This window comes from Vogesella mureinivorans (genome assembly GCF_007644035.1).
In the GTDB taxonomy this organism is placed as follows: Bacteria; Pseudomonadota; Gammaproteobacteria; order Burkholderiales; family Chromobacteriaceae; genus Vogesella; species Vogesella mureinivorans.
Window position 1 is genome coordinate 52,509 of sequence record NZ_VMTV02000791.1, and the last position, 15,803, is coordinate 68,311.

A 15,803-nucleotide genomic window follows, 5' to 3' on the forward strand; every position below is an offset into this window, starting at 1 on the left:
GCCATGGCTATTCTCGTTATCGCTGAACACGACAACCAGAGCCTGAAAGCAGGCACCCTCAATACCGTTACCGCCGCTGCCAAGCTGGGCGAGGTACACGTGCTGGTAGCCGGCCACAACGCCGCTGCTGCTGCCGATGCGGCCAAGGCTTTGGCCGGTGTGGTCAAGGTACTGCTGGCCGACAACGCCGCCTACGCGCATGGCCTGGCCGAAAACCTGGCCCCGCTGGTGGTGGGCCTGGCGTCCGGTTACAGCCACGTGCTGGCCCCGGCGACCTCCTACGGCAAAAACCTGCTGCCGCGCGTTGCCGCGCTGCTGGACGTAGCCCAGATCTCCGACATTATCGCTATCGAGTCTGCCGATACCTTCGTGCGCCCGGTATACGCCGGCAACGTGCTGGCCACCGTGCAGTCTGCCGATGCCATCAAGGTGATCACCGTACGTACCACTGCCTTCGAAGCGGCGGCACAAGGCGGTGCGGCCAACGTGGAAAGCATTGCTGCTGCAGCCGACGCCACCCTGTCGTCCTTCGTGGGCCAGGAGCTGACCAAGTCCGACCGCCCGGAGCTGGGCGCTGCCAAGATCATCGTCTCCGGTGGCCGTGCGCTGGGTTCGGATGTGCAGTTCAAGGCGGTGATCGAGCCGCTGGCCGACAAGCTGGGCGCTGCCGTGGGTGCCTCGCGCGCTGCGGTCGATGCCGGCTACGCACCAAACGACTACCAGGTAGGCCAGACTGGCAAAGTCGTGGCCCCGCAGCTGTACATAGCCGTGGGCATTTCCGGTGCCATCCAGCATCTGGCCGGCATGAAAGATTCCAAAGTGATCGTAGCGATCAACAAGGATGAAGAAGCGCCGATCTTCCAGGTAGCCGACTACGGCATCGTGGGTGACCTGTTCACCGTGGTGCCCGAGCTGCTGGCTGAGCTGTCCAAGTAATATTGCTGTTTGAATTTGCTCACGATCCCGCGCGCCAAGGCGAAGCAAGGCGTTTTCAACGCCGTATCGCCGACGCGTAGCGGGTCGTGAGCCGGTTCACCATAAAACAAGGCGTGGTGCTACGGTGCCACGCCACACAAGAAAACCGGTTTACCGGTTCGTCTGGGGAAATGCACGCTGCTTGCGCCGCGTGGGCTTGCCATCAGCCGGATCGGTGACCGGTTTTTTTGCACGATGACGAGTTAATCGAGGAGTAATCTCATGATCTACAAGGCACCCGCCAAGGAAATCCGTTTTGCCCTGAACGAGCTGGCCGAGCTGCCCGCCGTGTGCAGCCTGCCAGGCTACGAAGACTGCTCGGTAGAGCTGGTTGACGCCATTCTGGAAGAAGGCGCCAAGTTCGCCGAAGGCGTGCTGGCCCCCATCAACAAGCAGGGCGACAAGGGCGCCAAGTGGTCGCCGGATTGTAGCGTTACCGCCGCCGAAGGCTTCAAGGAAGCCTGGCAGCAATACGTGGAAGCCGGCTGGGTAGGCCTGCGCGCGCCAGCCGAATTCGGCGGCCAAGGGTTGCCGGCGCTGGTGGCCTTGGCCGCAGAAGAAATGTGGTGCTCGGCCAACCTGGCGTTTTCGCTGGCGCCGATGCTGACCCTGGGCGCGATCGAAGCCATCAACCACCACGCCTCCGACGAACTGAAAGCCATCTACCTGCCGCGCATGTCTACCGGCGAGTGGACCGGCACCATGAACCTGACCGAGCCGCAAGCCGGCTCCGACCTGGCCCAGGTACGCAGCAAGGCCATCCCGGTAGGCGATGGCAGCTACAAGATCAGCGGCCAGAAAATCTTCATTACTTGGGGCGAGCACGACATGGCGGACAACATCGTCCACCTGGTGCTGGCCCGTCTGCCCGACGCCCCGGCTGGCGTGAAGGGCATCTCGCTGTTTATCGTGCCCAAGTTCATGGTGAACGCCGATGGCAGCCTGGGTGCACGTAACGATGTGCGTTGCGTATCGCTGGAACACAAGCTGGGCATTCACGGCAGCCCTACTGCGGTGATGAGCTTTGGCGACGAAGGCGGCGCCATCGGCTACCTGGTGGGCGAGGCCAATAAAGGCCTGGGCTATATGTTCACCATGATGAACCACGCCCGCCTGGGGGTGGGCATCGAAGGCATGGCCGTGTCCGAACGCGCCTACCAGAAGGCCGTTGAGTACGCCCGCGACCGCGTGCAAAGCCGTGCGGTAGGCAGCCCGGACCCGGCTGGTGTGGCCATCATCCAGCACCCCGATGTACGCCGCATGCTGATGACCATGCGCGCGCAGATCGAGGCCCAGCGCGCGCTGGCCTTCTACGCTGCCGCTGCGCTCGACCGTGCCGCTCGTCACCCGGTAGCCAGCGAAGCCGCGCGAAACCAGGCGCTGGTGAATTTCCTGATTCCTATCGTCAAAGGCTGGAACACCGAGCAGGCGAACGAGATCACCAGCCTGGGCATGCAGATTCACGGTGGCATGGGCTATATCGAGGAAACCGGCGTAGCGCAGTACTGCCGCGACGCGCGCATTACGGCCATCTACGAAGGTACCACCGGTATCCAGGCGCTGGACCTGATCGGCCGCAAGACCGCCAGCGAAAACGGCGCCACCGCGCGCTGGTTGCTGGAAGAAGTCCGCAGCACCGTGGCCAAGTTGTCGGCTGCAGGCTTTGACAGCATTGCGGCCAACCTGGAAGCCTCTGCCAAAGATGCCGAGCGCTGCGTGGACTTCATCGTCGGCACCTTCGGCAGCCAGCCAGCGTTGGCCGCAGCCGGTTCGGTACCGTTCCTGAAGCTGATGGGCATTACGCTGGGCGGCTGGATGATGGGCCGTGCCGCGCTGATCGCCAAAGCACAGCAAGGCGACGAAGGCGTGGATGCCGACTTCCTGGCAGCCAAGCAGATTACCGCGCGCTTCTACGCCGAGCACCTGCTGCCGCAAACCGGCGGCCTGGCCGCGGCCATCGTTAGCGGTGCCGATAGCGTGCTGGCATTGGACGCAGCGCTGTTCTAAGCCTGCTTGCCCTCGAAAGCCCCCTTTCAAATGAACGGGGGCTTTTCATATGCTGGCAATGCGGCCAGTGTAGGGTGCTTGCCCATCCATGCTGGCTTCATTACTCTTCCACCTTTGCCCGTTTTCGGTACGCCCCGCCCATGTCCATGCCACAACGTGCGTTACGACAGCTTGCCCGCCTGCCAGCGCTATTGCCCTGGTTGGCCGCATTGTTTGCCTGCTGGTGGCTGGTTGCTACCGTGTTGGCCATGTGGCCTGCTGCACCGGCCATGCGGGTGCTGGCGCAGCCACAGCCGCTGGCGGCAGCCGGGGCAGTAGCGCAGCAGTCGTGGTTTGGTGCGATGCAAGACGCGGCGGCCAGCCAGGTCGCCCCGCCGGTTAGTGTGCTGGGGGTGCTGGGCGGCGGGCAGGGCTCGCGCCAGGACTTTGCCATCTTGCTGGAAAACGGCCAGAAAATAGCCGTACGCGCTGGCGACAAGACCCCGGGCGGGTGGCTGCTGCTCAGGGTAAATGGCAGCGGGGTGGTGTTACGCCAGCCGGATGGCCAGGAGCTGAGCGTGGCGCTAAGCCGCCAGGCGGTGCCGGAAGGCATGACCCCTGGCGTGGTGCCAGCGCAGCCGCAGTTGTTTGGTGCGCCCGCGGTGCAGCCGGTCATGCCCGCACCCGTGCCGGCCGTGCCCGCGGTGGTAGAAAGCCTGCAGCCAAGGGAGGCGCCAGTCCAGAAGGACTGAGTGGCAGGCGGTAGTGTGTTTATCGAAGTTTTGCGTTGGCGATACGCTGGCGCCGTAGCAGGTGTGGTGCAAGACGCCACGGTATCTGAACAATAGAAAAGCAGATCGATACAATCATGCAGATAGCCCGTTTGGCCGGTGCCCTGGCACTGGTGTTTGCTTGCCACGCTTTTGCCGCGCCCGACGAGCCGGTAATGCTGAACTTCGTCAATGTGGATATCGACACCGTGGTGAAGGCCATCGGCGAGATTTCCGGCAAGAATTTCGTGCTGGACCCCCGCGTAAAAGGCACAGTCAATATCGTGTCGGCGCGCCCGGTGCCACGCGAGCTGTCCTACCAGATACTGTTGTCCAGCCTGCGCATGCAGGGCTTTAGTGCGGTAGAGGGCGACGGCGTGATCAAGATCGTGCCGGAGGCCGACGCCAAGCTGCACGCACGGGTGGGTAATGCGCGCCGTGGCGACGGCGACCGCCTGATCACCAAGGTATTCATCCTGCGCCATGGCAGCGCCAACCAGCTGGTGCCGGTGATCCGCCCCATTATTTCCCCCAATAACACCGTAGCCGCCATGCCGCAGGCCAATGCGGTGGTGGTCACCGACTACGCCGACAATATCCGCCGTATCGAAGCCATCATCGACAGTATCGAAAGTGCTAGCGCGGCAGACAGCATGGTGCTGCCGGTGAAGTATGCCTCGGCTATCGAGATGGCCAGCCAGCTGAACAAGCTATTGCAGGAAGGCAGCACCGGTGCGGCCAACGCTGCCGACGGCGGCCGTGTCACCATCGTGCCGGATGCGCGCAGCAATGTACTGCTGGTACGTGCCGACAGCAGTGGCCGCCTGGCCAAGGTGAAAAACCTGCTCACCCTGCTAGACCAGCCCAGCCAGGCCGGTGCCAATGTGCGCGTGGTGTACCTGCGCAATGCCGAGGCCACGCGGGTGGCGCAAACGCTGCGCAGCCTGCTGTCCGCCGATGCCCCGGCGGCCAGCAATAGCGCGCCGGCTAGCAGCCAGGCCGCCAACGCGTCTGGCACAGCCAAGGCCACTGACAGTAATAGTGGCGCGCTGGGTAGCACTATCCAGGCGGATGTGGCCAACAACGCGCTGATCATGAACGTGCCTGACGCCATGTACCAGAACCTGCGCAACGTGATCGACATGCTGGACCGCCGCCGCGCGCAAGTGTTTGTCGAGGCGCTGGTGGTGGAGGTGTCTGCCGAGCGGGCGCAAGAAGTCGGTATGCAGTGGCAGTCGCTCTCCGGCCTGGGTAATGGCGGCACCAGCGTGATAGGTGGCACCAATTTCCCCGCCACCGGCAACCCCGGCATCCTCAACGTGGCCACCGGCGGTACCGCGGGCATCAGCGCGCTGGCCGGTAGCAGTGGCCTGACGGTGGGCATCAGCAAGGGCACGGTCACCATACCGGGTATCGGCCAGATATTGAACCTGGGCCTGCTGGCCCGTGCGCTGGAAAAAGAAGCCGAAGGCAATGTGCTGTCCACGCCCAACCTGATGACCATGGATAACGAAGAAGCCAAGATCGTCATTGGCCAGAACGTACCGTTTCTCACCGGCAGCTACAGCAATACCGGCAATGGCGGTAGCAACAATAGCAGCGTGTCGTCGCCGTTCCAGACCTACGAGCGCAAGGACGTGGGCTTGACGCTGAAGCTGACGCCGCAGATTTCCGAAGGCGGCCTGGTGAAGATGAAAATCCTGCAGGAAGTGTCGTCGGTAGAAGAAACCAGCCGCAATAACCCTGCCGGCCTCACCACCAACAAACGTGCCATCGAAACCACCGTCACCGTTGACGATGGCAGCATCGTGGCCATTGGCGGCCTGATACAAGAGTCGGTCAGCGACGGCGAAAACAAAGTACCGCTGCTGGGCGACATCCCGGTGCTGGGCTGGCTATTCAAATACCAGCAAAAGCAGCGCAAGAAAACCAACCTGATGGTGTTCCTCAAACCCACCATCCTGCGTGACGATGGCAGCGCGCGCGGCCTGGCCAGCGACCGCTACGACTACGTAATAGGCGACCGCCAGCGCCAGGACGGCAAGCTGCCGCTGAACGCGGCCGACGCCTACCAGTCGTCGCCGGCCGGCGGCCTGCTGCAGCAGCTGCAGCAAAGCGGCCAACTACCGCAGCCCGACAGCCAGGGCGTGGCCAAACCATGAGCGTGGCCCGTCACCCGGTACTGGGTTTTGCTTTTGCCCGTAGCCAGCGCATTGTGCTGGAAGATGGCCCCGATGGCCGCGTGCTGCTGGTCGACAGCCAGACCCCCGCCAGTGCCATCAGCGAAGTGCTGCGCCTGCACGCGGCCCCCGATCAGGTGGAAACGTTGGCCGCAGACGAGCTGGACCGCCGCCTGTCCAGCCTGTACGCCAACCGCAGCGACGGCGCGGCGGGGGTGGTGGACGACATCGGCGACAGCCTGGACCTGAACGCCATGGTGGACTCGCTGCCCGAGGTGGAAGACCTGCTGGAGTCCGAAGGCGATGCGCCCATTATCCGCATGATCAACGCGCTGTTGACGCAGGCGCTGCGTGATGGCGCCTCGGACATCCACATCGAAGCCTTCGAAGACCGCAGCCTGGTGCGCTTTCGCCTGGATGGCACGCTGCGCGACGTGGTTACCCCGCACCGCGCCTTGCACGCCGCCATGGTGTCGCGCCTGAAGATCATGGCCAGCATGGACATTGCCGAAAAACGCCTGCCGCAAGACGGCCGCATCTCGCTACGCCTGGGCGGCCGCCCGGTAGACGTGCGGGTGTCCACGCTGCCCACCAGCCACGGCGAGCGCGTAGTGCTGCGCCTGCTGGACAAAGAAGCGGCGCGGCTGGACCTGGCCACGCTGGGCATGGCCGCCGACACGCTGGGGCAGGTGGATGGCCTGATCCGCCAGCCACACGGCATTTTGCTGGTCACCGGCCCCACCGGCTCCGGCAAAACCACTACGCTGTACGCCGCGCTATCGCGGCTGGACGCGCGCCACACCAATATCATGACGGTGGAAGACCCGGTGGAATACCACCTGGACGGCGTAGGCCAGACGCAGGTGAATACCAAGATCGACATGAGTTTTGCCAAGGCACTGCGCGCCATCCTGCGCCAGGACCCGGACGTGGTGATGATCGGCGAAATCCGCGACCTGGAAACCGCGCAGATCGCGGTGCAGGCCTCGCTCACCGGCCACCTGGTGCTGGCCACGCTGCACACCAACGACGCCGCCAGCGCCATTACCCGCCTGACTGATATGGGTGTCGAGCCCTTCTTGCTGGCCTCCAGCCTGCTGGGTGTGATGGCGCAGCGCCTGGTGCGCCGCCTGTGCCCGCAGTGCAAGCAGCCGCACCCGCTGCCGCTGGACGGCGAGCCCGGCGTATTGCACTACCGCCCGGCGGGCTGCCCGGCCTGCAGCAACAGCGGCTACCGTGGCCGCTACGGCGTGTACGAGCTGCTGCAGGTGGACGACACGCTGCAAAAGCTGATTCACGATCGCGCCAGCGAAGCCCAGCTGCGTGCCCACGCCACTGCCTGCGGCATGCGCAGCCTGCGCGACGACGGCTTGCGCTGGGTGCGTGGCGGCGAGACCAGCCTGGAAGAAATCCTGCGCGTGACGAGGAGCTGAGTTGGCCGCATTCAAGTACACCGCCCTCGACGCCGCCGGCAAGGAACACGGCGGCCTGCTGGAGGCCGACTCCGCCCGCGCTGCCCGCGCCCAGCTGCGCGAGCGCGGCCTGCTGCCACTGGAAATCGACAGCGTGGCCGCACCACGCCAGGGGAACTCGGTACTGGCGCGTGGCCTGCCGCGCGCCGAGCTGGTGATGTTCACCCAGCAGCTGGCGACGCTACTGGACGCCGGCCTGCCACTGGAGCGCGCCCTGACCGCCATCGCCGAGCAAAGCGAGCACCCGCGTACCCGTGCCGTGCTGGCGCAAATCCGTAGCGATATCCTGGAAGGCAAATCACTGGCGCAGGCACTGGCCGGCGCACCCGCCGTGTTCAATAGCCTGTACCGCTCGCTGGTGCAGGGCGGCGAGCAGTCCGGCCACCTGGGGCAGGTCATGGCCAAGCTGGCGCATTACCTGGACCAGCGCCAGCACACGCAGCAGAAAGTGGCGCTGGCCATGGCCTACCCGGCGGTGGTCACCGTGGTGGCGCTGCTGGTCGTTGGTGGCCTGATGGCCTATGTGGTGCCGCAGGTGGTGAGCGTGTTTGCCCAGAGCAAGCAAACGCTGCCGCTGCTCACGCGCATGCTGGTGGCCAGCAGCCATTTTCTGCGCGACTGGGGCGTGGTGTTGCTGTTGCTGATTGTGGCCGCCGCCGCTGCCTGCTGGCGCATGCTGCAGGTGCCGGCGCTACGCCGCGCCTGGCACGGCCAACTGTTGCGCCTGCCGGTGATCGGCCGCCTGCTGCAGGCGCTCAATACCGCGCGTATGGCTAGCACGCTGTCGATTCTGGTGGGTTCCGGCGTGCCGCTGCTGACCGCGCTGGACACCGCGCGCGGCATCGTCAGCCTCATCCCCCTGCAGGACGCCATTGCCGACACCGCCAGCAAGGTGCGCGAGGGCATGGCGCTGTCGCGCGCGCTGGGCAGCACGCGGCAGTTTCCGCCGGTGCTGATCCACCTGATCGGCAGCGGCGAAGCCAGCGGCCGCCTGGCCGACATGCTGGACCGAGCCGCGCTACAGCAGCAGCAAGAAGTAGAGCGCAAACTGGCCACCTTCACCACGCTGATGGAGCCGCTACTGATTCTGGTGATGGGCGGGCTGGTGTTGCTGATCGTGATGGCCATCATGATGCCGATTATCGACATGAACCAGATGGTGAGGTAAGCGCCAGGTGCTACCAGCCCTCATCCGGTGGGTGGGGGCGCCCGTACGCGGGGTAATGAATCAATACAAGGAGCAAGCATGAAACACATCAAACACGCCGCCCAGCGCGGCTTCACCCTGATCGAGATCATGGTGGTGATCGTCATCCTCGGCGTGCTGGCCGCGCTGGTGGTGCCCAAGGTGATGAGCCGCCCGGACGAGGCGCGTATCGTGGCCGCCAAGCAGGACATCGGCGCCATGCTGCAGGGCCTCAAGCTCTACCGCCTGGATAACACGCGCTACCCCACTACCGAGCAAGGCCTGCAGGCGCTGGTGAGCAAGCCAGCCAGCGGCCCCGCCCCCAAAAACTGGAAACCGGGTGGCTATCTGGAGCGCCTGCCTAACGACCCGTGGGGCAACCCCTACCAGTACGCCGCGCCCGGTAGCCACGGCGAGGTGGATATCTGGAGCCTGGGCGCCGACGGCGAGCCTGGTGGCGAAGGCAACGACGCCGATATCGGCTCCTGGGCGCTGTAAACCGGCATGATGCGCGCAGGCTGCGGCCAACGTTGGCCGCAAGGCGGCTTTACGCTGATCGAGGTGATGGTGGTGCTGCTCATCATTGGTGTGATGGCCACTACCGTCAGCTTTAGCCTGCGCCCCGATACGCATCGCCAGCTGGAAGACGAAAGCTACCGCCTGGCGCGGGTGCTGGAGCAGGCCGTGGACGCCGCCGAAATGGGCGAGGCGCTGGCGCTGGACTGGCAGACAGGCGGCGCACGCTGGCGCGTGGCCGATAGCCAGGGCGGCTGGCAGCCCAGTGCCGATGCTTTTTTTGCCGACCACGCGCTGCCGGAAGGGCTGCGCGGTGATGGCCTGCTGCAAGATGGCCGCCCGGCCAGCGGCCCGGTGCGCCTGTGGCAGGATGGCCGCCCGCCGGCGCTGGTGCTGACCCTGCGTGGCGACAGCGGCGCGCGTAGCGTGACGCTCTCGCCGGTCGGTACCGTCACCGTCGAGGCCGCACCGTGAGGCGGCAGGGCGGTTTTACCCTGTTCGAGGTGCTGGTGGCGCTGGCCATCATGGCCGTGGCGCTGGCCGCGCTGCTGCGCGCCAGCGGGGTCGCGGCAGACAATAGCGAGCAGATGAAGCAGCGCATGATCGCCACCTGGGAGGCACAAAACCAGCTGGCCCTGATGCAGGCGCGGCGCGAGTGGCCAGGCCCAGGCCTGCAGGAAGGCGAAATGGAAAGTGACGGCCGGCGCCTGCGCTGGGAGCGCGAAGTCAGCGACACGCCAAACGGCAACTTCCGCAAAGTGGTGCTGCGGGTATTGCAGCCGGGCAGCCAGCGCTATGTGCTGGCCGAGATCACCGGCTTTGTGCGCAGCCCCGAGGTGCAGCCATGAAGCGCCAGCTCGGCATGACGCTGATTGAAATCCTGGTGGCCATGAGCCTGTTGGCCATTCTTACCGTGATGGGCTACCGCGCCTTTGGCAACCTGCTGAACGCGCGCGAGCACATCATGCAAACCGGCGAGCGCTGGGTGCAGCTGGCGCGTGTATTGCGCCGGGTAGAAGCCGATCTGCAGCGCCTGCCGCGGCAAGCCCCCAGCGAGCAGCAACAGCCTGCCCTGCAGCTGCAGCCAGCAGGGCAGGGCCAGCAGCTGCTGCTACGGCTGGCCTCGTCGCGCTACCCGGACGGGCAGGAATACGTGCAATACCGCGCCGCGGCCGGGCTAGGCTGGCTAGCCGGCCCGGCCACCACCCCGCCCGATGGCGAGGCGCTGCCGCTACTGGCCGGTGACTACCGTGTGCAGTGGCGCGTGCTGGCCGCCAATGGCCAGTGGTACCCGCAATGGCCCGCGGCGGATGCCGGCTCGCCGCACCCGCGCGCACTGGAAATGCGCGTAGTGGTGCCCGGTGATGAAACCATCCACCGTGTGTGGGCGCTGCCATGAAAACACAGCAGCAAGGCATGGCCATCATCATGGCGCTGCTGATTGTGGCCCTGGCCGCTACCGCAGCCTCAACCGTGTTGTGGCAGCAAAGCCTGTGGTGGCGCCAGGCAGATAACGACCGTGCCCGTGCCGAAATCAGGCTGATTGCCGACGCGGGTGTAGGCTGGGCCGGGGATATTCTGGCATTCGATGCGCGCAGTGGCGGCGCGGTGGACTACCTGGGCGAGCTGTGGGCGCAGCCGCTGCCGCAAACCGAGGCAGAAAGTACCCGTATCAGCGGCCAGCTGTACGACGCGCAAGGGCGCTTTAACGTACACAACCTGCTGCTGCCGGATGGCAAGGAAGATGAAGCGCAAGTGCAGCTGTACCGCCGCCTGCTGGCCCAGCTACAGCTGCCGCCCGCCCTGGCCGATACCCTGCTGGACTGGCTGGATGCCGACGACGAGCAGCGCCCGCAAGGGGCCGAAGCCGCCTGGTATGCCGCGCAGCAGCCTGCGTATGCCATGCCACCTGCCGCTAGCGTACAAAAGCTTGCCCAGCTGCGCTGGGTAAAGGGCTACGACAGCCAGGTGCTGGCCAAACTGGCACCGCACCTGGCGCTACTGCCGCAGCGTAGCGCCTTGAATGTGAACACCATCAGCCTGCCCCTGATGATGGCGCTGGTGCCCGGCTTGGGGCGGGGCCAGGCGCAGGCGCTGATCAACCAGCGCACCACCACGTACTTCAAGGACAAAGCCGACTTTGGCCTGCGCCTTACGGGCGGGCTGGTGCCGCTGGCGGTGGAGTACGGTGTGCGTAGCGACTATTTTCTGCTGCAAAGTGAAATACGCCACCCGCGCAGCATGCTGCGGGTAGACGCTTTGCTGTTGCGTAACGAACAAGCCAGCAAGGTCTTGTGGCGAGAAGAAGGAGTGGTGCCGGTGACGCCGGCCACCAACGGGGAATCATGAGTGTATTGAGACTATATCTGCGGCCGGGCTGGCCCGATAGCGAGCCCGGCCTGCCGTGGGCGCTGCTGGGTAGCCAGGGCCAGTGCCTGCAGCAGGGCGATGGCAGCCCGTCCGGCTGGCCACGTGCCGACCAGCTGGAGCTGGTATTGCCCGCCGGCAGTACCCTGTTTACCGCCGTGGCGCTGCCGCCAGGGCGCGAGCTGAAGCCCGCGGTTATTGGCTATGCGCTGGAAGAACAGCTAGCGAACGACCCTGCGGTCAACCTGTACGCCGTAGGCGGCAAGCTGGCCGATGGCCGCCGCAGCGTGGCGGTATGCGAGGCCGCGCCGGTACGCCGCGCCGTGGCCATGTTGCGCCAGCTGGGGCGGCTGGCCGACCGCATCGTGCCGGAAGAAACCCTGCTGCCGCTGCCGAACGCCGGGCAGTGGGTGCTGGCGGCACAGCCGCAGGGCTGGCTGCTGCGCAGCGGGCTGGACGAGGCCGGCTTTTTGCCAGCGGCCAGCGTGGCGGTATTGCTGCCCAGGTTGGCCGCAACTGCGCCACCAGCCGTGGTGCTGCTGTTGGGCGAGCGGCCAGCGGGTTTGCCTGAGCCGTGGCCGGTACAGCAGGGCGAGGCCTGGCAATGGCAGCACGGGCGTGCCGTGGGGGTGAACTTTGCCCACGGCGAGCTGGCCGCAGACCGCCAGTGGCGGGCACTCGCCCCCACGCTACGGCGTGCCGGCGTTATCGTTGCCGCCGTGGTGCTGGCGCAAACCTTGCTGGCTTGCGGGCAGTGGGGCTGGTACGCCTGGCAGAAGAAAAGCCTGCAGCAGCAGATCCGCCAGCAAGTACAGCCGTGGGCGCCGCAAGCCGTGGCCGGCAGCAGCGCACTGCCCATGCTGCGGGCGGTAGACCGTTTGCGCGTTAGCCGCGGCCTGCCCGCACGCGACGATATGGTGACCGCCATGGCCCAGCTGGCCGAGGTCAACCGCGGCCAACTCAAGCTGGTGTCGCTGCGCTACGACAGCGGCCGCCTGGCGTTCCAGGCACCGGCGCTGACTACCGAGCAGGCGCAAGCCTGGCAGGCACAGTTGGCCGCACGGCAATGGCTGCTATCTAGCAGCCAGAATGAACAAGGGCAGCGTGAATGGGTACTGACAAGGGAGCCGGCATGAACAAGCTGACAACGCAGGCCATGCAGCGCTGGCAACAGCTTTCTGCACGCGAGCAGCGGCTGCTGGGGCTGATGGCCCTGGTACTGGGGGGCGCCTTGTTCTATCTGGCGCTGTGGGTGCCGGCGCACCAGCAGTCTGCCCGGCTGCCTAATAGCGTGGCCAGCCTGCAGGCCGAGGCACGCCTGGTGGCCACGCTGGCCAGCGAGGCGCAGGGGCTGAAACCGCAGGCCGAGGTTGCACCGCTGCCCGCCGCCGAGCTACAAGCCATGCTGGCACCACTGCTGCGTGACGCCGGCCTGGCCGGTTTGCAGCTGCAGGCCGAGGGCGAGTTTGGCGTGCGGGTGCAGGGCGAGGTGGCATTTGACGACTGGGTGCGCGCCAGTGGCCAGCTGGCCGGCCAGCAAGTGCGGGTGCTGCGCCTGCAGGCCGACGCCACCACGACAGGGCGGGTAAAGCTGGACGCCGTGCTGGTGCACGCAGGGGGCGAGGCATGAAGCGCGCATGGTGGGTAGGGCTGGTGGTAGTGGGTTTGCTGTCTGCCGTGGCACATCTGCCAGCCAGTTTGCTGGACGCCAGGTTGGCCGCGGCCACGGAAGGGCGCTGGCGGCTGGCATCGGCCAAGGGCACGCTGTGGCAGGGTAGCGGCCAGCTGATGTACGCCGGCCGCCAGGGCGAGGTCTTGCCCATGAGCACGCTGGCCTGGCGCTGGCAGCCTGCCGCGCTGCGCAGCCTGGCCATGCAGTGGGATATCGACGCCGACGGCCAGACTGGCAGCCTGCAGCTGAAAGCCGGTAGCGTTGCGCTGCAAAACCTGCAGCTGCAGCTGCCCGTGGCGGCGCTGACGGGCTTTTCATCGAAATGGCACAGCGCGCGGCTGGGCGGCCAACTACAGTTACAGCTGGGGCAGATGGCATGGCAGGCTGGGCGTGTAGAGGGCCAGGCTGCGCTGGCATGGGTCGCGGCCAGCTCGCCGCTGTCGCGCATCCAGCCGTTTGGCAGCTACGCGCTGGATGTACAAGGCCTGGGCGAGCAGGTGCAGCTGGCCATGCGTACCGTGCAGGGGCCGCTGCAAATCCAGGGGCAGGGGCGTTATGACGCCAATGGCTTGCAGTTTGCCGGCACGGCCAGCAGCGAGCCGGCGCAATACGAAGCGCTTAAACCGGTTTTATTGATGCTGGGCAAGCCTGATGGGCCAAATAGCGTAGCGTGGCGGCTAAATTGACGCTGGCGTCAAGTTGGCCGCGTGCTGATATAAGTGATTGTTTTTATTGAGTTGAGCAAAAAAATACCGGTCTTCTCATTGAAAAAACGCAAAATCGCGGTATAATCGAAAAGTTTAACCGAACGGGACAAGCGCTGCGGCGTGGTGTCCCGTTTGTTATATAAGTGATTCAAAACACCATTATTTCAGGAGCCAGCCAGTGACAACCGTACCCGCGATTCTAGCCTTGGCTGACGGCACGCTTTTCAAAGGCGTCGCCATCGGAGCCAGCGGCCACACCGTAGGAGAGGTGGTATTCAATACCGCCATGACCGGTTATCAGGAGATCCTTACCGATCCATCGTATACCCGGCAAATCGTCACTCTGACTTATCCCCATATTGGAAACGTCGGCGCCAACTCGGAAGACACCGAGTCCGGCGCCGTTTTTGCATCCGGCCTGATCATTCGTGATCTGCCGCTGTTGCACAGCAACTTCCGCGCGGAAGACTCGCTGTCCGATTATCTGGTTAAGAACAACGTCGTCGCCATCGCCGACATCGACACCCGCAAACTCACCCGCATCCTGCGCGAAAAAGGTGCACAAGCAGGCTGCATCATGGCCGGCGAGATCGACGAAGCCCGCGCTGTAGAGCTGGCCCGTGGCTTTGGCAGCATGGCTGGCCAGGACCTGGCCAAGGTAGTGAGCAGCAAGGAAGCCTACCAGTGGAACGTGCGCGAATGGCGCCTGGGCCAGGGCTACACCGAGCAGACCGACACCCCGTACCACGTGGTGGCCTATGATTTCGGCGTGAAGCACAACATCCTGCGTATGCTGGCCGAGCGTGGCTGCAAGCTCACCGTGGTGCCGGCCCAGACGCCTGCCAAAGACGTGCTGGCGCTCAACCCGAACGGCGTGTTCCTGTCCAACGGCCCGGGCGACCCGGAGCCATGCGACTACGCCATCACCGCCATCCGCGAGATTCTGGACACCAAGCTGCCGGTATTCGGCATTTGCCTGGGCCACCAGCTGCTGGGCCTGGCCACGGGTGCCAAAACGTCCAAGATGAAGTTCGGCCACCACGGTGCCAACCACCCGGTGCAAGACCTGGACAGCGGCCGCGTGATGATCACCAGCCAGAACCACGGTTTCCAGGTAGACGAATCCAGCCTGCCGGCCAACGTGCGCGTGACCCATCGCTCGCTGTTTGACCACACCGTACAGGGCATTGCGCTGACCGACCGCCCGGCATTCTCCTTCCAGGGCCACCCGGAAGCGAGCCCGGGCCCGGAAGACGTAGCCTATCTGTTTGACCGTTTCATCGCGGCCATGGCCGAGCGCGCCTGATCAGGAGCCCATCATGTTTGGCATAACCGACCTCACGACCTACATCCTCGGCACCATTTTCATCATTTTGCTGCCGGGCCCCAACTCGATGTACGTCTTGTCCGTGGCTGCCCAGCGCGGCGTGCGGGCCGGTTTTGCCGGCGCCGGTGGCGTTTTTACCGGCGACCTGATCCTGATGACACTGGCCGCCACTGGCGCGGCCGGCTTGCTGCAGACCAACCCGGCGCTGTTTGCCATCGTGAAATACCTGGGTGGCGGCTACCTGGCCTGGATCGGCCTGAACATGCTGAAAGGTGCCTGGCAGGGCTGGCGTAACGCCCACCACGGTACTGCACCGCAAGGTGTTGCACAGCAGGTAGACGCCAGCAGCCCGTTTCGCAAGGCCATGCTGATCAGCCTGATGAACCCGAAGGCGATTCTGTTTTTCGTGTCGTTCTTCGTGCAGTTTGTTGACCCGGCCTATGCCTACCCGGCGCTGACCTTTGCCGTGCTGGGTGCCATCGTGCAGTGCTTCAGCCTGCTGTACCTGACCGTTGTGATTCTGGCGGGCAACCACCTGGCCGCCGCCTTCCGCCGCCGCCGCCGCTTGTCGGCAGCCATGGGTGGCTCGGTAGGGGCGATGTTCATTGGCTTTGGTGCCAAGTTGGCCGCAGCCAGTCTGTGAAT

Annotated in this window: 16 protein-coding genes; all 16 read left to right on the forward strand. The window is 65.1% G+C overall.

What is annotated here, in order from left to right; translation table 11 throughout:
- Positions 1-3: 3 nt before the first annotated feature.
- The gene (locus FLQ44_RS18505; protein WP_147695534.1) at positions 4-936 is read left to right on the forward strand and encodes an electron transfer flavoprotein subunit alpha/FixB family protein; all 933 of its coding nucleotides are present in this window, start codon (positions 4-6) and stop codon (positions 934-936) included.
- A 261-nt stretch (positions 937-1,197) separates the two neighbouring features.
- A complete protein-coding gene (locus tag FLQ44_RS18510) occupies positions 1,198-2,982 on the forward strand; it encodes an acyl-CoA dehydrogenase C-terminal domain-containing protein (protein ID WP_147695535.1) in 1,785 nt (594 codons plus the stop codon).
- 140 nt (positions 2,983-3,122) lie between these two features.
- Positions 3,123-3,713, forward strand: coding sequence for a hypothetical protein (locus FLQ44_RS18515; protein ID WP_147695536.1), 591 nt, complete (start codon positions 3,123-3,125; stop codon positions 3,711-3,713).
- 116 nt (positions 3,714-3,829) lie between these two features.
- Positions 3,830-5,893 carry a type II secretion system secretin GspD gene (gspD, locus tag FLQ44_RS18520; protein ID WP_147695537.1) on the forward strand — a complete coding sequence of 688 codons (2,064 nt, stop codon included), beginning with the start codon at positions 3,830-3,832 and terminating at the stop codon, positions 5,891-5,893.
- Entirely contained in the window at positions 5,890-7,344 is a 1,455-nt protein-coding gene (gene gspE / locus FLQ44_RS18525) for a type II secretion system ATPase GspE (protein WP_147695538.1), read from the forward strand. The genes gspD and gspE overlap by 4 nt, the downstream gene beginning before the upstream one ends.
- Position 7,345: 1 nt before the next feature.
- Entirely contained in the window at positions 7,346-8,551 is a 1,206-nt protein-coding gene (gene gspF / locus FLQ44_RS18530; RefSeq protein ID WP_147695539.1) for a type II secretion system inner membrane protein GspF, read from the forward strand.
- Between the two features lie 78 nt (positions 8,552-8,629).
- On the forward strand, positions 8,630-9,067 hold the full coding sequence (gene gspG, locus FLQ44_RS18535; RefSeq protein ID WP_147695540.1) for a type II secretion system major pseudopilin GspG: 438 nt from the start codon (positions 8,630-8,632) through the stop codon (positions 9,065-9,067).
- Between the two features lie 6 nt (positions 9,068-9,073).
- Entirely contained in the window at positions 9,074-9,559 is a 486-nt protein-coding gene (locus FLQ44_RS18540) for a type II secretion system protein (RefSeq protein ID WP_147695541.1), read from the forward strand.
- Entirely contained in the window at positions 9,556-9,933 is a 378-nt protein-coding gene (gene gspI, locus FLQ44_RS18545) for a type II secretion system minor pseudopilin GspI (protein ID WP_147695542.1), read from the forward strand. Before FLQ44_RS18540 ends, gspI begins: the two co-directional genes overlap by 4 nt.
- Positions 9,930-10,484 (forward strand): type II secretion system protein GspJ, encoded by a 555-nt coding sequence (locus FLQ44_RS18550; protein WP_147695682.1) that lies wholly within the window; start codon positions 9,930-9,932, stop codon positions 10,482-10,484. The genes gspI and FLQ44_RS18550 overlap by 4 nt, the downstream gene beginning before the upstream one ends.
- Entirely contained in the window at positions 10,481-11,434 is a 954-nt protein-coding gene (gene gspK / locus FLQ44_RS18555) for a type II secretion system minor pseudopilin GspK (RefSeq protein WP_147695543.1), read from the forward strand. The genes FLQ44_RS18550 and gspK overlap by 4 nt, the downstream gene beginning before the upstream one ends.
- Positions 11,431-12,588: a type II secretion system protein GspL gene (gene gspL / locus FLQ44_RS18560; protein ID WP_147695544.1), complete on the forward strand. Its 1,158-nt coding sequence runs from the start codon at positions 11,431-11,433 to the stop codon at positions 12,586-12,588. Before gspK ends, gspL begins: the two co-directional genes overlap by 4 nt.
- Positions 12,585-13,082 carry a type II secretion system protein M gene (locus tag FLQ44_RS18565; RefSeq protein ID WP_170253035.1) on the forward strand — a complete coding sequence of 166 codons (498 nt, stop codon included), beginning with the start codon at positions 12,585-12,587 and terminating at the stop codon, positions 13,080-13,082. Before gspL ends, FLQ44_RS18565 begins: the two co-directional genes overlap by 4 nt.
- Entirely contained in the window at positions 13,079-13,810 is a 732-nt protein-coding gene (gene gspN, locus FLQ44_RS18570) for a type II secretion system protein N (RefSeq protein ID WP_147695546.1), read from the forward strand. The genes FLQ44_RS18565 and gspN overlap by 4 nt, the downstream gene beginning before the upstream one ends.
- Before the next feature lie 199 nt (positions 13,811-14,009).
- Positions 14,010-15,137, forward strand: coding sequence for a glutamine-hydrolyzing carbamoyl-phosphate synthase small subunit (gene carA / locus FLQ44_RS18575; protein ID WP_147682581.1), 1,128 nt, complete (start codon positions 14,010-14,012; stop codon positions 15,135-15,137).
- A gap of 13 nt (positions 15,138-15,150) precedes the next feature.
- Complete coding sequence (gene leuE, locus FLQ44_RS18580) at positions 15,151-15,801, forward strand: leucine efflux protein LeuE (RefSeq protein ID WP_147695547.1); 651 nt, start codon at positions 15,151-15,153, stop codon at positions 15,799-15,801.
- Positions 15,802-15,803 lie beyond the last annotated feature (2 nt).